Source organism: Ensifer sp. M14 (genome assembly GCF_003355565.1).
Lineage (GTDB): Bacteria > Pseudomonadota > Alphaproteobacteria > Rhizobiales > Rhizobiaceae > Ensifer.
The window spans coordinates 2,922,622-2,944,663 of record NZ_QJNR01000004.1; the positions used below are offsets into that span (position 1 = coordinate 2,922,622).

Annotated in this window: 20 protein-coding genes and 1 pseudogene; 12 read left to right on the top strand and 9 right to left on the bottom strand. The window is 61.2% G+C overall.

Going from position 1 to position 22,042, the window contains the following annotated elements:
* Positions 1-56 precede the first annotated feature (56 nt).
* Positions 57-1,547 carry an MFS transporter gene (locus BLJAPNOD_RS14040; RefSeq protein ID WP_115420248.1) on the top strand — a complete coding sequence of 497 codons (1,491 nt, stop codon included), beginning with the start codon at positions 57-59 and terminating at the stop codon, positions 1,545-1,547.
* On the opposite strand, the gene BLJAPNOD_RS14045 is transcribed toward BLJAPNOD_RS14040, so the two are convergent.
* From BLJAPNOD_RS14045 to BLJAPNOD_RS14060, 4 genes are all read right to left on the bottom strand, one after another.
* On the bottom strand, positions 1,548-1,868 hold the full coding sequence (locus BLJAPNOD_RS14045; RefSeq protein ID WP_199565940.1) for a hypothetical protein: 321 nt from the start codon (positions 1,866-1,868) through the stop codon (positions 1,548-1,550).
* A 254-nt stretch (positions 1,869-2,122) separates the two neighbouring features.
* Positions 2,123-5,614, bottom strand: coding sequence for a carbamoyl-phosphate synthase large subunit (gene carB / locus BLJAPNOD_RS14050; RefSeq protein WP_115420249.1), 3,492 nt, complete (start codon positions 5,612-5,614; stop codon positions 2,123-2,125).
* A 218-nt stretch (positions 5,615-5,832) separates the two neighbouring features.
* Positions 5,833-6,861: a zinc-dependent alcohol dehydrogenase family protein gene (locus BLJAPNOD_RS14055; RefSeq protein WP_115421293.1), complete on the bottom strand. Its 1,029-nt coding sequence runs from the start codon at positions 6,859-6,861 to the stop codon at positions 5,833-5,835.
* An 84-nt stretch (positions 6,862-6,945) separates the two neighbouring features.
* Positions 6,946-7,782, bottom strand: a complete 837-nt coding sequence (locus tag BLJAPNOD_RS14060) for a LytTR family DNA-binding domain-containing protein (RefSeq protein WP_115420250.1) — start codon at positions 7,780-7,782, stop codon at positions 6,946-6,948.
* A 90-nt stretch (positions 7,783-7,872) separates the two neighbouring features.
* Here BLJAPNOD_RS14060 and BLJAPNOD_RS14065 point away from each other — a divergent pair, with 90 nt between their 5' ends.
* Together BLJAPNOD_RS14065 and BLJAPNOD_RS14070 are read left to right on the top strand one after the other, a co-directional pair.
* Positions 7,873-8,394 (top strand): DUF2306 domain-containing protein, encoded by a 522-nt coding sequence (locus BLJAPNOD_RS14065; protein ID WP_115420251.1) that lies wholly within the window; start codon positions 7,873-7,875, stop codon positions 8,392-8,394.
* Between the two features lie 102 nt (positions 8,395-8,496).
* A complete protein-coding gene (locus tag BLJAPNOD_RS14070; RefSeq protein WP_115420252.1) occupies positions 8,497-9,444 on the top strand; it encodes a neutral zinc metallopeptidase in 948 nt (315 codons plus the stop codon).
* A gap of 69 nt (positions 9,445-9,513) precedes the next feature.
* Here BLJAPNOD_RS14070 and BLJAPNOD_RS14075 read toward each other — a convergent pair whose 3' ends face one another.
* Entirely contained in the window at positions 9,514-10,509 is a 996-nt protein-coding gene (locus tag BLJAPNOD_RS14075; RefSeq protein WP_115420253.1) for an aldo/keto reductase, read from the bottom strand.
* A 115-nt stretch (positions 10,510-10,624) separates the two neighbouring features.
* On the opposite strand from BLJAPNOD_RS14075, the gene BLJAPNOD_RS14080 reads away from it, so the two are divergent.
* From BLJAPNOD_RS14080 to BLJAPNOD_RS14090, 3 genes are all read left to right on the top strand, one after another.
* On the top strand, positions 10,625-11,533 hold the full coding sequence (locus tag BLJAPNOD_RS14080) for a LysR family transcriptional regulator (protein WP_115420254.1): 909 nt from the start codon (positions 10,625-10,627) through the stop codon (positions 11,531-11,533).
* A gap of 167 nt (positions 11,534-11,700) precedes the next feature.
* Entirely contained in the window at positions 11,701-12,999 is a 1,299-nt protein-coding gene (locus tag BLJAPNOD_RS14085) for a TCR/Tet family MFS transporter (RefSeq protein ID WP_115420255.1), read from the top strand.
* A 142-nt stretch (positions 13,000-13,141) separates the two neighbouring features.
* The gene (locus tag BLJAPNOD_RS14090) at positions 13,142-14,539 is read left to right on the top strand and encodes an MATE family efflux transporter (protein ID WP_115420256.1); all 1,398 of its coding nucleotides are present in this window, start codon (positions 13,142-13,144) and stop codon (positions 14,537-14,539) included.
* Positions 14,540-14,672: 133 nt separating this feature from the next.
* Here BLJAPNOD_RS14090 and BLJAPNOD_RS36380 read toward each other — a convergent pair whose 3' ends face one another.
* Positions 14,673-14,801 (bottom strand): hypothetical protein, encoded by a 129-nt coding sequence (locus BLJAPNOD_RS36380; protein ID WP_256372323.1) that lies wholly within the window; start codon positions 14,799-14,801, stop codon positions 14,673-14,675.
* A 361-nt stretch (positions 14,802-15,162) separates the two neighbouring features.
* Here BLJAPNOD_RS36380 and coaD point away from each other — a divergent pair, with 361 nt between their 5' ends.
* From coaD to tgt, 5 genes are all read left to right on the top strand, one after another.
* Positions 15,163-15,657 (top strand): pantetheine-phosphate adenylyltransferase, encoded by a 495-nt coding sequence (gene coaD, locus BLJAPNOD_RS14095; RefSeq protein ID WP_077503546.1) that lies wholly within the window; start codon positions 15,163-15,165, stop codon positions 15,655-15,657.
* A 36-nt stretch (positions 15,658-15,693) separates the two neighbouring features.
* Positions 15,694-16,266: a peptidylprolyl isomerase gene (locus BLJAPNOD_RS14100; protein ID WP_115420257.1), complete on the top strand. Its 573-nt coding sequence runs from the start codon at positions 15,694-15,696 to the stop codon at positions 16,264-16,266.
* A gap of 22 nt (positions 16,267-16,288) precedes the next feature.
* Positions 16,289-16,798 carry a peptidylprolyl isomerase gene (locus tag BLJAPNOD_RS14105; RefSeq protein WP_077503544.1) on the top strand — a complete coding sequence of 170 codons (510 nt, stop codon included), beginning with the start codon at positions 16,289-16,291 and terminating at the stop codon, positions 16,796-16,798.
* 78 nt (positions 16,799-16,876) lie between these two features.
* Entirely contained in the window at positions 16,877-17,959 is a 1,083-nt protein-coding gene (queA, locus tag BLJAPNOD_RS14110) for a tRNA preQ1(34) S-adenosylmethionine ribosyltransferase-isomerase QueA (RefSeq protein WP_115420258.1), read from the top strand.
* A complete protein-coding gene (gene tgt / locus BLJAPNOD_RS14115) occupies positions 17,960-19,090 on the top strand; it encodes a tRNA guanosine(34) transglycosylase Tgt (protein WP_115420259.1) in 1,131 nt (376 codons plus the stop codon).
* Positions 19,091-19,103: 13 nt separating this feature from the next.
* On the opposite strand, the gene BLJAPNOD_RS14120 is transcribed toward tgt, so the two are convergent.
* Positions 19,104-19,526, bottom strand: a complete 423-nt coding sequence (locus tag BLJAPNOD_RS14120) for a DUF4864 domain-containing protein (RefSeq protein ID WP_115420260.1) — start codon at positions 19,524-19,526, stop codon at positions 19,104-19,106.
* A 332-nt stretch (positions 19,527-19,858) separates the two neighbouring features.
* Positions 19,859-19,990, bottom strand: a pseudogene (locus BLJAPNOD_RS14125) (helix-turn-helix domain-containing protein); the annotation flags it as partial.
* A gap of 233 nt (positions 19,991-20,223) precedes the next feature.
* Between BLJAPNOD_RS14125 and BLJAPNOD_RS14130 the strand changes: the two are divergent.
* Positions 20,224-21,171, top strand: coding sequence for a phosphoribosylaminoimidazolesuccinocarboxamide synthase (locus BLJAPNOD_RS14130; protein ID WP_077503899.1), 948 nt, complete (start codon positions 20,224-20,226; stop codon positions 21,169-21,171).
* A 34-nt stretch (positions 21,172-21,205) separates the two neighbouring features.
* Here the strand turns inward: BLJAPNOD_RS14130 and BLJAPNOD_RS14135 are convergent, their stop codons facing one another.
* Positions 21,206-22,042 carry an MBL fold metallo-hydrolase gene (locus BLJAPNOD_RS14135; RefSeq protein WP_077503541.1) on the bottom strand — a complete coding sequence of 279 codons (837 nt, stop codon included), beginning with the start codon at positions 22,040-22,042 and terminating at the stop codon, positions 21,206-21,208.

Genomic DNA, 22,042 nt, shown 5'->3' on the forward strand with positions numbered 1-22,042 from the left:
CGGTTGAGGTCGTAACAGTTCCATATCCGAAACGACGAACAGACGGAAATGACAGGATGAGCATGACAAAGGACGGCCGCAACGCTGGGCAATCCGACCCGCATTCGGAAGCGGAGGGGCGTTGGGGCGAGTTGTTGCAACCCAACCATCTGGCGGCAACCGTGACGCTTTGCCTCGGTGTCGCGCTCTTTGCCTTCAACGAGTTCTTCATCTCGACCGCGCTGCCAACGGCAGTCGAGGAGTTTGGCGGAGCGGCACTGCTCTCCTGGGCGTTCACGCTCTATCTTGTCTTTGCGATCATCGGCGGCGCACTGGCGGCCAACCTCAAGGCGCGCTACGGCGCCCGCAACACGCTGATCGCGGCAGCGCTTGTGTTCGTCATTGGCACCGTGATTGCAACGCTGGCAACGAGCATGCCGCAGGTTCTGGTCGGACGGTTGTTTCAAGGGTTGGGCGAGGGCGTCATCGCCGCCATTTGTTATGCGTTGATCCCTGAACTCTTTCCGCCGCGACTGGTCCCGAAAGTCTTCGGGGCCGAAGCTATCGTCTGGGCGAGCGCGGCATTTGCCGGCCCGCTCATTTCAGGATTTCTCACCGAACATTGGTCGTGGCGCGCGGCGTTCTTCGTCAATATTCCCGCTGCCGCCATCTTCATCGCGCTTGTCATTGCCATCGTACCGCGGCAGTCGGCCCCGGTGAGCAACGCGCAATCTATTCCCCTTCTTCGGTTGGTGGCATTCGGGCTCGGCATATTGCTGATCTCGGTTTCGAACATGCTTCAGAACGGATTTGCCATGGCGGCCCTGCTGGTCGTGGCGATCGCTATTCTCATCAATACCGTTCACCTCGACCGTCGCTCCGAACATTCGATCCTGCCGCTTGGGGCCTTTGCGATCGGACGTCCGCTCGGCACCGGCCTCTGGATCATTCTGCTGATGCCGTTGGCGCAGGCCTCCGGTTCCGTCTACCTTGTCTACGGCCTGCAGCACCTGTGGGATTTCGGCCCAACGGCGGCCGGTTTCTCCAGCGCGTTGATGGCGATGTCCTGGAGCTTGACGGCGATCCTGGTTGCTAGCCTTCGCTCGCATGAAACGCGTGAGCGACTGATCTCGGCAGGCCCCCTCCTTCTATGCCTCGGTCTCATCGGGCTAACGGTGGCGATCGCAACAGGCGAACCTCGGCTGGTCTTTGCCGGGCAGATTGCCATTGGTGCCGGTTTCGGCGTCTGCTGGGGCACCCTCAGCCAATTCCTGATGGATGTGTCGCCAACGGCTGAAAGAGACAAAACATCGGCGCTGCTGCCGACGCTGCAATCGGCCGGTTATGCCATCGGTGCGGCTGTCTTCGGACTGACGGCCAACCTGCGCGGCTTCGATGAAGGTGCGCGGGTGGCGGTCATGCGCGACGCGCTGCTGGCGGTCTTCGTCATTGCTTGCGTGATTTCGGTCGGATCGCTGTTCTTCGGCATCAGGACTGTCCGGCTTGCGCGCGGCCGAAGATCCTCGCGCGCCAAGGCCCGGACACAACGGCCCGTGGCGGCTGACTGATCACCAGGCTGTGGACAGGGCGATGACGGCTTCGACGGGACGGCGCAATACGCCCACCCTGTGGCGGCCGATCAGAGCGTCCTGTTCACGGCCACGGCCATCGGAAGGCGCGATCACCGCCAGCAGCTCGCCGTTGCCTGAGCGCACATGAACCTTCAGAGATCCGTAATCGGCATCGCGGCCGATCTTGTCGGCAATCCGCTGACCATAATACAGCGCAGAACCTTCGTCGAAGTGGCTGATGCCATCCTCGTCGACAAACCGCTCGTCGCCCCAGTACAAATCGAAGAAATAGACCTGCACGATGTCGCCCCATCCCATGCGCAGTGCCGGATGTTTCCGGCTTGGGAGCGCATGTGGGCATCTAACCATCTGACGGCCGAATGCAGGCTGAACGCGACGTTCAGCTGGCGTTCACAACCATGAAGGGGAGATTGCGCACTCGTGCGACTTGGACTGGAGCGCCTGCCGGTAAGCCTGTTGACGCATTCAGAGGCCGTGCCGGCGACAGCCTGCCTTCGGCGAAAGGCTAAGACTGCGCGCATCCGGGGATGCGCGCAGTCGCTTTTCTCCAATCAGGCCTTGAAGTAGCTCTGGAGCGTACGAACCTCGAGGCTGCCAGCCTTGAGCGCCTTGATAGCGCGCGCCGCCGCCTCCGCGCCGGCCATGGTGGTGTAGTAGGGCACCTTCTGCATCAGCGTTGCGCGGCGAAGCGACTTGGAGTCCGAGATCGCCTTGTTGCCGTCGGTGGTGTTGATGACGAGCTGGACCTGGCGGTTGCGGATAGCGTCCTCGACATGCGGACGACCTTCCTGAACCTTGTTGACCTTGATCGCGGCGATACCGTTTTCACCGAGGAAGCGAGCGGTGCCACCGGTCGCCATCACCTTGAAGCCGATGTCGACCAGAATGCGGATCGCCGGCAGGACGCGGGTCTTGTCCTCATCACGGACCGATACGAACACCGTTCCGTCGCGCGGCAGATCGACGCCGGCGCCGAGCTGCGACTTGGCAAAGGCGAGCGCGTAGTCGGTATCAAGGCCGATGACTTCGCCGGTCGAGCGCATTTCCGGGCCGAGCAGCGTGTCGACACCGGGGAAGCGGGCGAACGGGAACACGGCTTCCTTGACGGCGATGTGCTTCAGATTGCGTGGATCGGGCTTTTCGCCATAGGCGGCGATCGCGACGTCCAGCGCTTCGCCGGCCATGACGCGCGCAGCGATCTTGGCGATCGGCGCGCCGATGGTCTTGGCAACGAAGGGCACGGTGCGCGAGGCGCGCGGGTTCACTTCGAGCACGTAGATGGTGCCGTCCTTGATCGCGAACTGAACGTTCATCAGGCCGCCGACATTGAGCGCCTTGGCAAGCGCCGTCGTCTGGCGCTCCAGTTCGTCGACCATGGCGTTATCGAGGGTGTGAACCGGCAGCGAGCAGGCGCTGTCGCCGGAGTGAATGCCAGCTTCCTCGATGTGTTCCATGATACCGGAGACGAAAACGTCCTTGCCGTCGCAGAGGCAATCGACGTCCACTTCCGTGGCGTTGGTCAGGTAGCTATCGAACAGCAGCGGGTTCTTGCCGAGAAGCGTGTTGATCTGGCCGGTCTTGTCGTTCGGGTAGCGCTGCTTGATATCCTCGGGCACCAGGCCCGGAACCGTGTCGAGCAGGTAGGTCTGCAGCATGCTTTCCGAATGGATGATCTGCATGGCCCGGCCCCCGAGAACGTAGGACGGACGCACGACCAGCGGGAAGCCGATTTCGGCGGCAACGAGGCGTGCCTGCTCGACCGAGTAGGCAATGCCGTTGTTCGGCTGGTTGAGGTCGAGCTTCATCAGAAGCTTCTGGAAGCGGTCACGATCTTCGGCGAGGTCGATCATGTCAGGCGCAGTGCCGAGGATCGGGATGCCGTTCTTTTCCAGCGCTTCGGCCAGCTTCAGCGGCGTCTGGCCGCCGAACTGCACGATGACGCCGACCAGCTCACCCTTTTCCTGCTCGGCGCGCATGATCTCGATCACGTCTTCGGCTGTCAGCGGCTCGAAATAGAGCCGGTCCGAGGTGTCGTAGTCGGTCGAAACGGTCTCGGGGTTGCAGTTGATCATGATCGCTTCATAGCCGGCATCCTTCAAGGCGAAGGCCGCGTGGCAGCAGCAATAGTCGAACTCGATGCCCTGACCGATGCGGTTCGGGCCGCCGCCGAGGATGACGACCTTCTTGCGGTCGGAAACCTCGGCTTCGGAACGGGCAGAGCCAACGAAGGGCGTCTCGTAGGTCGAGTACATGTAGGCGGTCGGCGAGGCGAACTCGGCCGCGCAGGTGTCGATACGCTTGTAGACCGGGCGGACATTGAGCGCGTTGCGCAGTTCGGCCACTTCCTTCGGGCGCTTGCCGCCGAGTGTCGCGAGCCGAGCGTCGGAGAAACCCATGGCCTTCAGCATGCGCAGGTTCTCGGCATCGGCAGGCAGGCCGTGCTCGCGGATGCGCGCTTCCATGTCGACGATCGCCTTGAACTGGGCGATGAACCACGGGTCGATCTTGCTCGCCTCGTGAACTTCGGCCTCGCTCATGCCGAGGCGCAGCGCCTGGGCCACCATGCGCAGACGGTCTGGCGTCGGCGTGCCGATCGCCGCACGGATGGCGTTACGGCCATCGCCGTTCTCGTCCATGTCAGGGATTTCGATCTCGTCGAGACCGGTGAGGCCGGTTTCGAGGCCGCGCAGCGCCTTCTGCAGCGATTCGGCAAAGGTGCGGCCGATCGCCATGACTTCGCCGACCGACTTCATCGCCGTGGTCAGGACTGGCGAGGCGCCGGGGAATTTCTCGAAGGCAAAGCGCGGGATCTTGGTGACGACGTAGTCGATCGACGGTTCGAACGACGCCGGCGTGGCACCGCCGGTGATGTCGTTTTCCAGTTCGTCGAGCGTGTAGCCGATGGCGAGCTTCGCCGCGATCTTGGCGATCGGGAAGCCGGTTGCCTTGGAGGCGAGCGCCGAAGAGCGCGAAACGCGCGGGTTCATCTCGATGACGACGAGACGGCCGTCCTTCGGGTTGACGGCGAACTGCACGTTCGAGCCGCCGGTCTCAACGCCGATCTCGCGCAGAACCGCGATCGAGGCGTTGCGCATGATCTGGTATTCCTTGTCCGTCAGCGTCAGCGCCGGCGCGACGGTAATCGAATCGCCGGTGTGCACGCCCATCGGATCGATGTTTTCGATCGAGCAGATGATGATGCAGTTGTCCGCGGTGTCGCGGACGACTTCCATCTCGTATTCCTTCCAGCCGAGGACCGATTCTTCGATCAACACTTCGGTGGTCGGCGATGCGTCGAGGCCGCTGCTGACGATGTCGAAGAATTCGGTACGGTTGTAGGCGATGCCGCCGCCGGTGCCGCCGAGCGTGAAGGACGGGCGGATGATCGCCGGCAGGCCGACATCATCGAGCGCCTGCGCAGCGATTGCCACCGCGTGGTTCATGTAGCGCTGCTTGCGATCGCCTTCGCCGAGGTTCCACTGGTTTTCCAGTTCGTCGAGCGCCTTGTCGAGATCCGGGCCGGAAAGGCGGCTCTTCAGTTCGGCGCGTTCAGCTTCATGAACCTTGCGGTCGTGATCCTTGATGTCGGTGGCGTTGGCGAGCCGCGACTTCGGCGTCTCCAGGCCGATCTTCGCCATCGCTTCGCGGAAAAGCGCGCGGTCTTCCGCCTTGTCGATCGCGTCCGGCTTGGCGCCGATCATTTCGACATTGTAGCGGTCGAGGACACCCATGCGGCGCAGCGACAGCGCGGTGTTGAGCGCAGTCTGGCCGCCCATGGTGGGCAGCAGCGCGTCGGGGCGCTCCTTGGCGATGATCTTGGCAACGACTTCCGGGGTGATCGGCTCGACGTAGGTCGCGTCCGCCAGGCCCGGGTCGGTCATGATCGTTGCCGGGTTGGAGTTGACGAGGATGACGCGGTAGCCTTCCTCCTTCAGCGCCTTGCAGGCCTGGGTGCCGGAATAGTCGAACTCGCATGCCTGACCGATAACGATCGGCCCCGCGCCGATGATGAGGATCGATTTGATATCTTGGCGCTTCGGCATGGTCGGTCATCCGTTTCTAGCTGCGCGAAAAACCGGCCAAAGTGGGAGGTCACCGGCCGGGTACGCATTGATGGTCTTTTCAGGCTAGAAGCGGCTTATAGGCAAATGTATCTGCAAGCGAAACCCCGAAAATTCCGGAATCGACAGGAAAGCCGACATATTTCGGCATCCGCTTTCGCAAGGGATTGAATGGCCGCCCGAAAGCCGCATCGAAAGCGTCAAACCCGGTCCGGCACCACCAGAACCTTGACCTCTCCGGCAGCAGGCGGATGCGCAATGACGCTTGTCGCTTCATCGAGCGAAACGCGCCGCGAGATTAGCTTGTCGATCTCGATCGCGCCCGAGGCGACGAGCTCTGCGGCACGGCTATGAACGAACGGATTGATGAACGAACCAAGCAGACGCAGCTCCCTGAAGAGCAGGTCGAACGGTTCGATTTCGACCTTCTCTCCCTGCGGCATGACGCCGAGAATGACAACGGTGCCGCCCGATTTTGCAAGCCGCGTCGATTGCCGCACGGTCTCAGCGACACCCGCACATTCGATCACGACGTCGACGCCGCCGGGCACGAGTCCTGCCGGACCGGCAATGGCTTCAATGATATCGCTCGCGGAGGGATCGACGGTTGCCGTTGCGCCGACGTCCTCGGCGAGCCTGCGTTTGGTCGCCTGCCGCGTCGAGAGGATAACGGTCGTGGCACCCGCCAACCGGGCAAGCTGCACCGTCAGAAGGCCGATCACTCCGCCGCCAAGAACGACGACCGACGATCCGGCCCGGATGCCGGAGAGATCGATGCCGTGCAGGCAGCAGGCGAGGGGCTCACAGAACGCCCCATGCACCGGATCGAGACTGAGGGGGATTTCATGCGCCTGTTTTCGCGGAACGATCACGTAGTCGGCAAAACCGCCGTCGCGGTGGATGCCGATCGCGCGCAAGGCGTGGCAAAGGTTGACGCGGCCGGCGCGGCATTGCGGGCAACGACCACAGGAAATGTTCGGGTCGCCAGTGATGCGGGTACCGATCGCGATATCGCTCACATCCGTGCCAACGGCTTCGACGATACCGCAGAATTCGTGGCCGAGCGTGACAGGCGGCGTCGACGGAAACTCGCCATGCAGGAGGTGCCGGTCCGTACCGCAGATGCCGCAGGCTTCGACGCGAACCAGGAGGTCACCGGGGCCGGGCGAGGGCCTGTCCACCTCGCGCACGAACAGGTTGCCGATCGCCTCGAGCCGCAACGCCTTCATGACCATGCCTCCCTCGCCAGTTTCCCTGGGGCGAATAGGAGCGTCAAAGCGAGGGACGGTCAAGCACACCATCTAAGACAAAGATCAGCCCCAGCGCTGGCGCACAACGGCGGCGTAAGTGCGACTGACAGGCACCTCGGTTCCACCGCCAAGCTGGATCGCGATGCGGCCGTTATCACGGACGATGCCTACGACATGCGCGTCCGCCACCCAGTGGGAACGATGCACCTGCAGACCTGGCACCGACCCGAGTTCCCCGAGAGCATCGGTGAAGCGCAACAGAATGAGTTCACGCCCGACGGTGGTCGTGACTTCCGTGTAGTGATCGCTGACCGTCAGATGCAGTGGCAAACCTCGATTGGCGGGCTTCAGGCGCAACAGCAACGGTATGCGGGTCGTATCTTTCTTGGGAGCCGGTTCGACGGGCGCATGATTTCTGCCGTCGTCGGCCGTTGCAGCGATACCAGCGTCGTTAAACTCCAACGCAGCCTCCGTATTCATCGTCATCCAGGTCAAGGCGCAGAACGAAAGCGACAGGAACAGGCCCGTTGCGATGTCGGCCATGACGTCCGCTGCCGTCGGGACCATCGAAAATGTCGCCGCGCCAATCGCAGAGGTCACGATGCCGATCGGGATGCAGGCCGCGGCCGCGCCGATCATCATGCGAACGAAACCGGAGCCTACCCTTTCGCGCAGCAAACCGTTGGCAAGCACAGCCGAAACGATGGCGATCGCCCAGGTGGCGGCATGCAGCACGAGCCAAAAACCGAGACGCGGTATCGCGGCAAGGCGCTCGGCGGTGCCGTAAGGGCCAGTGACCCAAAAGATCAGTACGACAGCTGCAAAGGTTGCCCAGAGGCGCGGCGCCTTGACGACAACATGCAGCTCACGAAGCGTGGATTGCAGAAATAGGCGTTTCACGAAGTTTTCCGTTGGTTCCAGTCAAAGCATTTGAGCGCAGCCTGGAGACTGCCGCAAGCTCGGGCAAATCAACAGCGCAGAAATTTCCCCATGACACTTGCACCGCTTCTCGACGCACCTTTCGCAGTCCAGCTGCACGTCGCGACCGTCATTCCGGCTGCCATCCTTGGCGCTCTTCTGCTTGCCCGTCCGAAAGGCACGCGCTGGCACAGGTTGCTCGGCAAGATCTGGATTGCACTGATGGTCGTGACCGCATGCTCCACGTTCTTCATCCATGAAATCAAATTGGTCGGCGACTTCAGCCCTATTCATCTGCTGTCGATCTATGTGCTGTTTGGAAGCAGGCAAGCGATTGCGGCTGCCCGGCGACACGACATCGCCGCGCATCGCGGCCATGTGGCCGGAATGTATCTTGGCGGCATCGTCGTTGCCGGCCTCTTCACGTTGCTGCCGGGACGGCTGATGCACGCAAGCCTGTTTTCCGGGCTTTCGAACTGGCAGGCAGCAGCGACGGCGGCGGCGTTGGCTGCATTGCTGATTGCCGCAACCGTCCTGGCGATCCGACATGGCCGCCTTTTCGGTGTCGGCAAGTCCTCGAAAAGATTGGCATGATCGCAACCTTGCGGGCCCGATTGCGTTTTACAACTGCATTCGGCCCGACATATAAATGATCTGACCGATATTGCGTATCGACCCACTCCGGGAGGACAGATCATGGAATGGAAAGGCCGCCGCCAATCCGGAAACGTCGAGGACCAGCGCGGGGCAAGCCCCGGCGGCGGTCTGGGCGGTAATCCATTCGGCCGCGGTGGCGGCTTCCGCATGCCCGGTGGTGGCGGCGGCATGCGTGGAGCCGGCGGCGGCATGAGCTTCGGCACCATCATCTTTCTTGTCGTGCTCTATTTCATCCTGAAGGCCATGGGCATCGACATGCTGCAAGTGCTGGGCGGTGGCGGCGGTCCGGTCGCCCAACCGGGCTTCGAGCAGAGCGACGGCTCGCCGGCCCCTCGCGGATCAGCGCAGGAAGAAGAGATGAAAGCCTTCATGTCGACGGTTCTGGCCGAAACGGAAGACACCTGGAACGGCATCTTCCAGGCGAGCGGCGAACAATATCAGGAGCCGAAGATGGTGCTGTTCAACGGCTCCGTACGCTCGGCTTGCGGTTTTGCTTCTGCGGCATCCGGCCCGTTCTACTGCCCTGGCGACCGCAAGGTCTATCTCGACATGAGCTTCTTCGACGAGCTTGAACAGAAGTTCGGGGCATCTGGCGACTTTGCACAGGCCTACGTCGTTGCCCACGAAGTCGGCCACCACGTGCAGAACCTGATCGGCGTGCTGCCGAAGTTCAACCAGATGCGCCAGTCGATGAGCGAGACTGAAGCCAACCAGATGTCGGTACGCGTCGAGCTTCAAGCAGATTGCTTCGCCGGCGTGTGGGGCAAGTACACGCAGCAGAAGGGGATCCTGGAGCAGGGCGATCTGGAAGAGGCGCTGAATGCCGCAACCCAGATCGGCGACGATACGCTGCAGAAACGCATGCAGGGCTATGTCGTCCCGGAAAGCTTCAACCATGGCACATCAGAACAGCGCATGCGCTGGTTCAAGCGCGGCTTCGACAGTGGCAAGATGTCTGCCTGCGACACCTTCTCCGGTCAGGTCTGATCGCCAGACTGCCTAAGATAAAAGCAAAAGGGGCCGGCCAGCATTGCCGGCCCCTTTCGCTGTCCGGAACTAATGGCGCTCGCTGTCCATATGGGCGAGTTGCGCCTCGGGATAGCGTGCGCCTGCGGCCGCACCCTTCGGCACCACCTGCTCGATGGCAGCCAGATCTTCCGGCGTCAGATAAACCGCTTGTGAGGCCAGCGCTTCGGCCAGCCGGTCGCGTCTGCGTGCACCAACCAGCGGCACGATGTCCTCGCCTTGCGCTGCAACCCAGGCGATGGCGATCTGTGCAACAGAGGCGCCTTTGGCATCCGACACGCGCTTAAGGGCGTCGACGAGGGCCAGGTTTCTGTCCACATTGCCTTCCTGAAAGCGCGGGCTGGCTGCGCGAAAATCACCGCGCTCGGCGGCGCCCTTCTGCCAATGGCCGCTGATCAGGCCCCGCGACAGCACGCCGTAGGCGGTGATGCCGATACCGAGCGCCCGGCATGTGGGCAGGATATCATCCTCGATGCCGCGCGAGATCAGCGAATATTCAATCTGCAGATCCGAAATCTGATGCACGGCCGCGGCCCTTCGTATGGTCGCAGATCCGACTTCGGAGAGCCCGATGTGTCTGACGTAGCCGGCCTTCACCAGGTCTGCGATCGCCCCGATCGTGTCTTCGATCGGCACATCCGGGTCGAGACGGGCAGGGCGGTAGATATCGATATGGTCGACGCCGAGCCGTTGCAGGGTATAGGCGAGGAAATTGCGAACCGCCTTCGGTCGGCAATCGTAGCCTTGCCAGTTGCCTGCGGCGTCTCGCAACGCACCGAACTTCACGCTGAGGGCAACCCGATCGCGATCCTTGCCCTTAAGCGCTTCACCGATCAGCATCTCGTTGTGGCCCATGCCGTAGAAGTCGCCGGTATCGATGAGCGTGATTCCGGCATCGAGCGCGGCATGAAAGGTGGCGATGCTTTCCGCCCGGTCAGAGGGGCCATACATGCCGGACATTCCCATGCAGCCAAGGCCAAGGTCGGAAACCATCGGGCCGGTCTTTCCGAGTGAAACCTGATCCATACTCATTCTCCTTCGATGGGCGCACCTTGCGTCCTTGTTCTTCTCCATTGATACGCCCGACGCAATCGTGCGATAATCCTGGACACTCCGAACGGGCTGTTCTCTAATTCGCACAATGAATGATCTTCCGCTGGCTGACCTCGATGCCTTCACCGCCGTCGCACGCGAGCGAAGTTTTCGCGCTGCCGCCAAGAAGCGGGGTGTTTCCGCTTCGTCGCTCAGCGAAGCGCTGAGGCGGCTCGAAGCCAAACTGGACGTGCGTCTGCTCAACCGCACGACCCGCAGTGTAACACCGACCGAGGCCGGCATGCGGCTGCTTGAGCGCTTGCAGCCGGCACTCGGCGAAATTGCCGGCGCGCTCGACCAGGTGAATGAACTGCGCGACAGCCCGGCAGGCACTTTGAAGCTGAACGTGCCTTCGGTCGTCGCACGCGAAATCCTGCCTTCGATCGTCGGGCGCTTCCTGAGGGCAAACCCGGCCATTTCGCTTGAGGTGACGGCGGAGGATGGGTTCGTCGACGTTCTCGCAGCCGGCTTCGATGCCGGCATCCGCTACGAGGAACGGGTCGAACGCGACATGATCGCCATCCCGATCGGACCACGACAGCAACGCTACGTCACGGCAGCGTCGCCGGCGTATATTGCGCGACACGGAATGCCTCACCATCCGCACGATCTGCTGGAGCATGCCTGCATCCGACACCGCTTTGCGAGCGGTGTCGGCCTCGCCTGGGAATTTGGCGACGGCGAGGCAGCAATCACGATCACGCCGCCTGCCGTCGTCACCGCGAACGCCGTCGATCTTGAAATTACGGCTGCGATCGAGGGGCTCGGCGTCATCCGGACCTTCGAGGAGTTCCTGGCGCCGCATCTGGCATCCGGTGGGCTGGTGGCGATCCTCGAACCATGGGTGACGACCTTTTCAGGGCCGTTTCTCTATTATGCCAGCCGTCGTCACATGCCAGCGCCGCTTCGAGCCTTCGTCGACTTTCTCAAGGCGGAGCAACGGACACGGTGGCCCTGACGCGCCGTATCGCCGGAGAGCAATGGATCAACGAACGCGATCGCTCTCATAAAAAACTTTGAGATGTTCACGTATTGTTTCGATTGAAATCATGCGTTACACCTAAATTGGTAACGTCGTTCACGTTCTGTCTCCGCGCTGGCGACGGATAGCGCGGGGAGAGTTTGATGCTCGACGAGAAGTTCGTGCGGCGCGGCCTGTTCCTCGTCTTCCTCATCCTGTTTCTAGACATCATCGGCATCGCGATCATCGTGCCGGTGCTGCCCACCTATCTGGAAGAATTGACCGGCGCCAATGTCAGCGACGCGGCCATCGACGGCGGCTGGCTGCTGCTGGTCTACGCTGCGATGCAGTTCCTCTTTGCGCCCTTCATCGGCAATCTCAGCGACCGTTTCGGGCGCCGGCCGATCCTGCTTGCCTCGGTGCTCACCTTCGCCATCGACAACCTGATCTGCGCCCTTGCGACCAGCTACTGGATGCTGTTTGTCGGCCGTGTACTCGCCGGCATCAGCGGCGCCAGCTTCGGCACTGCCTCAGCCTACATTGCCGACATCAGCCATGATGGAAACCGCGCCAAGAATTTCGGCCTGATCGGCATCGCGTTCGGATCCGGCTTTGCGCTGGGGCCAGTCATTGGCGGGCTTTTGGGCGAATTGGGACCACGCGTGCCGTTCTATGGCGCTGCGGCACTGTCCTTCATCAACTTTGTGCTTGGCGTTTTCCTGCTGCCGGAAACGCTGGACAGGGCGAACCGCCGCCGCTTCGAATGGCAACGCGCCAATCCGCTCGGTGCGCTCAAACAGATGCGCAACTATCCCGGCATCGGCTGGGTCGGGCTGGTCTTCTTCCTGTTCTGGATGGCGCACGCAGTCTATCCGTCCGTCTGGTCGTTCGTCTCCTCCTACCGTTACGGCTGGAGCGAGGGCGAAATCGGCCTGTCGCTCGGCATCTTCGGCATTGGCGGCGCTTTGGTGATGGCGTTCGTGCTGCCGCGCGTCGTGTCACGGCTCGGCGAATGGAGGACGGCCGTCCTTGGTTTGACCTTCACGGCACTCGGTGCCGCTGGCTATGCCGCGGCATGGCAGGGCTGGATGATCTACGCCGTGATTATCGCCACAGCACTCGAGAGCCTCGCTGATCCGCCGCTGCGCAGTATCGCCGCAGGTCACGTGCCTGCGTCGGCGCAAGGCGAGCTGCAGGGCGCGCTCACCAGCATCGGCAGCATCACGACGATCATCGGCCCGCTGATCTTCACCCAGATCTTCGGCTACTTCACGAGCCCGACCACCGCAGTCACTTTCTCCGGCGCATCTTATGCACTTGCCAGTTGTTTCGTGGTGGGCGCACTCCTTGTCTTCTGGTTCAAGGTACCGAAGCGGCTCGCCGTCCCGGCCGAAGATATCGAGCCTGCGGAACCGCCGATCGAACCGCGCTATGCCGACCACGGCGCCATGCACCGAAATTGATCAATTTTCTTGATCCTTCGATGAAAAATTGAGCAGCCGAAGCTTTGTCACTGGTTCTTTCGACGGCCGTGCTCTATTTCCGTCATCCTTCCCTCCGTTCTGACCTGCGGTTCTCGGCCGCGTCGACATCCAGGAATCCGTCATGCTGACCGCCAATGCGAGCCCGAGCCAGGTGCAAACCGACAATTCATGGCGCACCCATTATCGGGCAAGCCTCTATCTCGGCGTCCCCTTCATCGGCGCGCAGCTGGCACAACTTGCGATCAACACGACCGACGTGTTGATGGTGGGCAAGCTCGGCGCCACGCAGCTCGCCGCGATCATCCTGGCAACGCAGATGTACTTCACCGTCTACATCTTCGGCAGCGGCTTCGCCAATGCCGTGGTGCCGATGGCCGCACAAGCACAGGGCAGGGGCGACAAGGTTTCGGTCCGCCGCTCCGTGCGCATGGGGCTCTGGGTGGTGCTTTGTTACGGCGTACTGACGGCGCCGGTGCTCTGGCTTGCCGAACCGATCCTTCTACTCGCCGGCCAGCAGCCGGAGGTCGCAGCCCTTGCCGCCGAGTATCTGCACATTGCACAATGGGCGATCTTCCCCGGCCTCATCTTCATGGTGCTGCGTGCGTTCCTGAGCGGCCTGGAGCGGGCAGGAATCATTCTCTATATCACCCTGGCAACGCTCGTCCTCAATGCCGCACTTTGCTACGTGCTGATCTACGGCCACTTCGGCTTCCCGCAATTGGGCATCTTCGGTGCAGCCGTCGCCGCCCTTGGCGTGGCCGTCCTCGGCACGGTGCTGACCATCGCCTACATCAAGAGCAAACTGGAACTGAACCAGTATGAGCTGTTCGTGCGCTTCTGGCGCCCGGATTGGCCGGCATTCAGGGAAGTCGTTTATCTCGGAATACCGATCTCGCTGACCATTCTTGCCGAAGTCAGCCTGTTCACCGTCGCCTCGCTGCTGATGGGAACGATCGGCACCATCGAGCTTGCGGCACATGGCATCGCGTTGCAGTTCGCATCGCTCGCCTTCATGATCCCTCTCGGAATTGCCCAGGCGGCAACCGTGCGCGTCGGCCTTTCCTACGGCCGAGGCGACATGCTCGGCGTCCGGCGCGCAGCAATTTCCGCACTGGTGCTCGGATCCGTCTTCGCGACCATCGGCAGCGCGATCTTTGCACTCTTTCCGAGCCAACTTGCAGCACTTTACCTGGACACCAGCAGGCCGGATGCAGCCCAGGTGCTTGCCTTTGCTGCTCCGCTCATCGTGATCGCCGGCGCATTTCAACTGGTCGACGGATTGCAGGCGATTGCCGCCGGCATGCTTCGCGGCCTCAAGGACACAAAGGTACCGATGATGCTGGCGATGATTTCCTATTGGCCGATCGGGTTCGTTTGCGCCTGGGCCTTCGCGTTTCCGCTCAACTTCGGCGGAACAGGCGTGTGGTTCGGATTCGTGCTCGGCCTTGCCGCTGCCGCGCTGTTCCTGAACTGGCGGTTCTTCCGCATGATCCGGACGCATAAGGTGTCGGCGGCTTAGGCAGCGACAGCTTCCGGACAAAGAAAAAGCCGGACGGGCAGGGGATGCCGTCCGGCTTTAGAAAGCGACCGCTTCAGGGGAAGAATGGCGGGCGCTTATTTTGAAACTTCTGGAGGAAAGTTTCTGCAGATTACTAAACGTTGAAGCCGCCTGTATCGTTGGAGCCCAGTCGATCGCGCTGGAGGTCGCGTATCGTGCGGGCAAAGTCGACGAGAAAGACGAAACTGATTACCGCCGCGGCGGTCATGAAGACTGTCGCCATGACATTTTACCTTTAGCCGAAGATCTTACGGTTGCCTGAGCGGTCGCGCTGCTCACGGGATTCGTCCCGGAGTGCATGTATCGTCGCAAAGATCATTGCGAAAAACATCGTCATCGAAAACAGAGCAAGTCCCATAGCCGTCATCCTTTCAGGTTCTAAACGGCAGTATCTTCAAAAAGGTTCCGTTCTTTCTTGCTTCACATTACAGTCTGCGATGTGAAACGCTCTTGAACATGGCATTCATCTAGCATTCATTTCTTTGGCGCCGCTGTTTCCCAGGGAACAGGCTTGCTCTCCTGCACAACTCTTGCGATCCGTCGCCGTCCATGACAAAAGGCTTCACCAAACGGAAACAGGTGCGATGACGACGGCATTCTACCCCGGCTCTTTCGATCCGATGACGAACGGGCATCTCGACGTACTTGTTCAGGCGCTGAACGTGGCGCGCAAAGTTATCGTGGCGATCGGTATCCATCCGGGCAAGGCACCGCTCTTTTCATTCGACCAGCGCGCGGACCTTATTCGCGAGTCGCTGCTCGAATTTCTGCCCGAGCGCGCCGCCGATATCGATGTCGTCTCCTTCGACAACCTCGTGGTCGACGCCGCGCGGCAAAGCGGCGCAAAGCTGCTTGTGCGTGGTCTGCGTGACGGCACGGACCTCGACTACGAGATGCAGATGGCGGGCATGAATCGGCAAATGGCGCCTGATGTTCAGACCCTGTTTCTGCCGGCGGGCACGGCATCGCGGCCCATTACGGCCACATTGGTCCGCCAGATCGCGGCCATGGGCGGTGACGTCAGCGCCTTCGTGCCCAAGGCGGTCCACGCGGCGCTGCAGGCCAAACGCAAGGCCTAGAGCCGCCACACTCCATTCACCACTCAGGGAGAAACCATGAAAATCCTCCACCTCGCTTTCGCCGGTGCCCTCACGCTTGCTTCCTTTGCGGGAACCGCATTTGCGCAGTCGGCCGATAACTTCCTCACGATCACGCTGAAGGATGGCCCTGTCGTCGTCGAGCTTCGTCCGGATATCGCGCCGAAGCATGTCGAACAGATCAAGGCGCTGGCAACGGCCGGCGAATACAACAACGTCGCCTTCCACCGCGTGATCAAGGGCTTCATGGCCCAGACCGGCGACGTGCAGTATGGCGATATGGAAGAGGGCTTCCAGCCTCAGGCGGCTGGCACGGGTGGTTCTTCCAAGCCGGACCTGCCGGCCGAATTCTCCGACGTCCCGTTCGAGCGCGGCACGGTCGGCATGGCCCGTTCGCAGGACCCCAACAGCGCCAATTCGCAGTTCTTCATCATGTTTGCCCCGGGCGACTTCCTCAACGGCCAATACACGGTCGTCGGCAAGGTCGTCTCCGGCATGGAGAACGTCGACAAGATCAAACTCGGCGACGACGCCAATAACGGCTCCGTCACCGATCCCGACCGCATGATCAGCGTCAAGGTCGGCAAGTAAAGTCAACAGAAGGAGAAAACCCATGGCCGAGATCAAAGATCCGGAAAACACGATCATCATGGAGACCACCAAAGGCAAGGTCGTCATCGAACTTAAGCCTGATGTGGCTCCGGGTCATGTCGCCCGTATCAAGGAACTGGCACGCGAAGGCGCCTATGACGGCGTGGTGTTTCACCGCGTGATCGAGGACTTCATGGCACAGACCGGCGATGTCCAGTACGGCAAGACCGGCGGTGAGCATTTCAACCCGTCGCGCGCCGGCATGGGCGGCTCGTCCAAGCCGGACCTGAACGCCGAGTTCTCGAGTGTCAGCCATATCCGCGGCACCTGCTCGATGGCTCGCAGCCAGGCGCCGAACTCGGCCAATTCGCAGTTCTTCATCTGCTTCACGGATGCACCGTGGCTGAACAAGCAGTACTCCGTCTGGGGCCAGGTCATCGAGGGCATGGACAACATCGACAAGATCAAGCGCGGCGAGCCGGTGCGTGATCCCGATACCATCGTGTCCATGCGGGTTGCCGCCGACGCCTGATTTGCGCTAATGCACAAACCCGTCCCGGTCGCGCCTGATGGCCCCGGGGCGGGTTTTTCATTTTTTTCAGAAACGATCATGCGCGTAGACCTGTTCGACTTCGACCTTCCGGAAACCTCGATTGCGCTGCGGCCCGTCAACCCGCGCGACAGCGCCCGCATGCTCGTCGTCGACCCAAAGGCGCCGCAACGCCTGACGGATCACGGCGTCCTTGAACTGCCTTCCTTCCTGCGTCCCGGCGACGCGTTGGTGTTCAACGACACCAAGGTCATCCCGGCGCAGCTCGAAGGCATTCGCCGACGCAGCGATGAGATCACCACGCCGGTTTCGCTGACCCTGCACATGCGGGTCGCTCCCGACCGCTGGAAGGCCTTTGCCCGGCCGGCGCGCCGTCTCAAGGTTGGCGACGGCATCGCCTTTGGCCATGGCGGCAACAGCTGCATGCTCGGCACACTCGACGCGACCGTCGAGGAAAAGGGCGACGCCGGCGAGGTGACGCTGCGCTTCGATCTTTCAGGGCCGCTGCTCGACGAAGCAATCATGGCGACCGGGCATATTCCGCTGCCACCTTACATCGCCTCTAAACGCGCCGAGGATGCCCAGGACCGCACCGACTACCAGACGGTCTACGCCCGGGAAGAGGGCGCCGTTGCTGCGCCGACAGCCGGCCTGCATTTCACAGATCGGCTGTTTTCCAAGCTGAACGACCTCGGCATCGAGCGCCATTTCGTGACCCTGCATGTCGGAGCAGGGACATTCCTGCCCGTCAAGGCAGACGATACCGATGATCACGTGATGCATCAGGAGATCGGCCATGTCGACGCTGAAACTGCCTCGCGCCTCAATGCCATCAAGGCGAGGGGCGGCCGGATCGTCTGCGTCGGCACGACGTCGCTGCGGCTGATCGAAAGTGCTGCCGACGAAAACGGCACGATCCATCCCTGGTCGGGGCCGACAGGTATCTTCATCACGCCCGGCTACCGCTTCCGCGCTGTCGACATGCTGATGACCAATTTCCACCTGCCGAAATCGACGCTGTTCATGCTGGTTTCGGCCTTCTGCGGGCTGGAGACGATGCGCGCGGCCTATGCCCATGCGATCGAGACCGGCTACCGCTTCTATTCCTATGGCGATTCCAGCCTGCTTTTCCGGGAAGACTAGATGACCGAAACCTTCGAGTTCAAGCTGCACGCAACCGACGGCAAGGCGCGCCGCGGCGAGGTTTCCATGCCGCGCGGCACGATCCGCACGCCTGCTTTCATGCCGGTTGGCACCGTCGGCACGGTCAAGGCGATGTATCTCGACCAGGTCAAGGATCTGGGCGCCGACATCATCCTCGGCAACACCTATCACCTGATGCTGCGGCCGGGCGCCGAACGCGTGGCGCGGCTTGGCGGCCTGCACGACCTCATCCGCTGGCAGGGGCCAATCCTCACCGACAGTGGCGGTTTCCAGGTGATGTCGCTCGCCGGCCTGCGCAAACTCAACGAGCAGGGCGTCACTTTCAAGAGCCATGTCGACGGCGCGCTCTTCCACATGTCGCCGGAACGCTCCATCGAGATTCAAGGGTTGCTCGACAGCGATATCCAGATGCAGCTCGACGAATGCGTGGCATTGCCGGCCGAACCCAAGGAAATCGAGCGCGCGATGGAAATGTCGCTGCGCTGGGCGGAACGCTGCAAGGTCGCCTTCGGCGACCAGCCAGGCAAGGCGATGTTCGGCATTGTTCAGGGCGGCGACATTCCTGCATTGCGCGTGCGCTCGGCCGAAGCCCTTAAGGGGCTTGATCTCAAGGGTTATGCCGTCGGCGGGCTTGCGGTCGGCGAACCGCAGGAGGTGATGCTGAGAATGCTCGACATCACATGCCCCGAGCTGCCGGTGGAAAAGCCGCGTTATCTCATGGGCGTCGGCACGCCGGACGATATACTGAGATCGGTTGCCCATGGCATCGACATGTTCGACTGCGTCATGCCCACCCGCTCCGGACGCCACGGCCTGGCATTTACCCGCCATGGCCGCATCAACCTGCGCAACGCACGCCACGCCGAGGACATGCGGCCGCTGGACGAGCAATCGTCTTGCCCGGCGACGCGCGACTATTCGCGCGCCTATCTGCATCACCTGATCCGCTCGAACGAATCGCTCGGTGGCATGCTGCTCAGCTGGAACAATCTGGCCTATTATCAGGAACTGATGGCGGGCATTCGCCTGGCGATCGAAGAGGGCCGCTTTGCCGACTTCATGGCCGAGACCCAGGAAACCTGGCGGCGAGGGGATCTGGCGCCTCTTTGAGGCCCAGAACAGTTTAAATCTCCGGCCCTGGCGCTGCCTGAAGCATCATCACGCCATTGATCTTGTAACTCCCGTCGGGCTGCTTCATCAGCTGGTAGACCGCCGTCCAATCCTTGCCATCGGGTGCCGAGATCAACACCTCCTGGATGACCTGGTCGCCCACCACCTTGGAGCGGCCAAAGGCAAAATTGCCCGGTCGATAGACCGGCTGGTAACCGCGCCTGACCATATCGAAAAACACGGTCTTGTCAGGGAACTTTCCGCGTATTGCCGGTGATGCAAAGGAGTAGGCGGCATCCGCATCGTCATTCAGGAAGGCTGCGATCTGATCCTGGATGATCGAGCGCGCTGTATCGACGGGTTCGTCGGCCCAACACAGGCTCGCACCTGCCAGTTGCGCTGCGACACCGAGGGCAATGGCAAATGTCCTGATCATCATCGATCTCCACCCAGACGTTTTCTGCCGACCTCAGAAAGCATAGGACATTTTGGGCCCCTGGAAATGGTGCGGACGGCGGCCAAATGCATTTGCCTTTAACTCCCGAGTTCCAACATCACGCCTATTCAACACATTAGTCGATACTTTCATACAAACGACTTTAAACATCATAACTTGGTGATATTCGTCACTGAGCCTTGATAGAACGCTCCGGCATTCACGGTCGATGCCGCTGCCGGCCGGACATTCCGAAATCAACCGGTTTGTCATTCGCAAGCGAGCGTAACCGATGGATGCCTGTTCGACGGCCGGTCGGTTGCCTTGCCGCTAAGTTCTCGGAAAATCGTCGAGCGATGCAGTCCAAGCTTCTCGGCGATAACAGTGGTACTAAGGCCGGCCGCTCGCCAGCGGGCGATCCTACGACGTTCAGCCATGTCGATTTGGGAGTAGGTGCGTCTCATGAACCATTCCTTGCGAGTGACAAACCATTGGTATCTATCGCAAGTCGCACTTCATCCTTGAATGCACCCCCCACATAGAAAGATCGGATAAGATAGATTATGGAACTACCAGATAGGCCTAAATGCTGGTTTCCGGGCATATTGCACTCACTCTTGGCTTGACCCAGCCGTTGCCGACTGGTTAGTCGTTCACCACGAAACCTCGTTTTGCAAGGCCCTATGCGATGAGCGAATTGCGCGTTCTTTCAGATGCTTTCATTCCGGAACTGCCAAACCGCTACAATGGCAAGGTGCGTGAAAACTATGATCTTCCCGGTGGTGAACGCATCATCATCGCGACAGACCGGCTCAGCGCCTTCGACATCATCCTGACGTCCATTCCGCACAAGGGCCATGTGCTGACGCAGACGGCACGCTACTGGTTCGAGGAAACTGCAGACATCTGCCCGAACCATGTGCTCAGCTATCCCGACCCGAATGTCGTCATCGGCAAGCGGCTCGATATCCTGCCGGTCGAAATCGTCGTGCGCGGTTATCTCGCCGGAACCACCAGCACCTCGATCCTGACGAAGTACCGCAACGGCGAACGTGACATGTACGGCATCCGTCTGCCTGATGGTCTGCGCGACAATCAAAAACTTCCGCAGGCGATCATAACGCCGACCAGCAAGGCCTTCGACGGCGGCCATGACGAGCCGCTTTCAACAGACGAGATTCTCGAGCAAGGCCTGCTGACGAGAGAGCAACTCGATACCGTGTGGAGCTACGCACTCTCGCTGTTTGCCCGCGGCCAGGCGCGTGCCGCCGAGCGCGGCCTCATCCTGGTCGACACAAAGTATGAATTCGGCACCGACAAGGATGGCACCATCATCCTCGCCGACGAGATCCACACGCCCGACAGCAGCCGGTACTGGATCGCCGACAGCTATCAGCAGAGCTTTGAAGCCGGCGAACGCCCGAAAAGCTTCGACAAGGACTTCGTACGCGCGTGGGTAACCGAGCGCTGCGACCCCTACAAGGATCCCGTCCCGGCAATCCCGCAGGAACTGGTCGAGCAGACATCGGCTGTCTACATCGAAGCCTATGAAAAGATCACCGGCAGGACATTCGTGCCAAACCTGTCGGGCGGCACCGTCTTAGAGCGCATTCGCAAGAACCTGGCGCCCTATTTTTCGAAGTAAGTCGATATATTAGTAATTTCGAATTCAACAAAATTCAGGCGTCGCCGAGTACCGTGACGTCGACCTCAAACTCGAGCCGCATCAAGTCATATGCCGGCTCGACATGGTCAGGCGTTTCGCCCTGGACGGTGTCGTAATCGAGCGGCACATGCATATGTGTCAGAACGGCACGCTTCGGGCGAAGCCGCTCGATCCAGCCGAGCGACTGCACCAGCGACAGGTGGCTCGGATGGAACTTGTATTGCAGCGTATCGAGCACCAGAAGGTCCAGATCGGCCAACCTGCCGATCGTTTCCGGCGGAAAATCGCTGACATCGCTGCAATAGGCAAAGTCGCCGACGCGAAATCCCAGCGAATGAATGTTGCCGTGAAACTGCATCAACGGCTGGAATGCGATCGGCCCGCCGGCGCCTGAAATGACGACCGGTGAAAGGTCGTCGGTGATAATGTGTGCATCGACGATCGGCGGATAACCGCTTCCCGGTGGCGATTCCAGGCAGTAGCGAAAGCCTTCGCGGACCCTGCCCATCGTAAAGGCATCGGCCCAGATCGGCACGCGCTTCTTGTTTTCAATAACAAAGCCGCGCAGGTCGTCGATACCATGAAGATGATCCGCATGGGCATGTGTGTAGAGCACGGCATCGATGTGACGGACATTTGCCGCCACCATCTGAGCACGAAAGTCCGGACCGGTATCGATGACCACTGTCGTCTTGCCGCCATCCGGCGCGATCTGCTCCACCAGTAAGGCCGCACGCATGCGACGGTTCTTCGGGTTTTCAGGGTCGCAGGCACCCCAATCACCGGTGATGCGCGGCACACCAGGCGACGACCCGCAGCCGAGAATGGTGAAGGCGCGCCTGAATGCCAC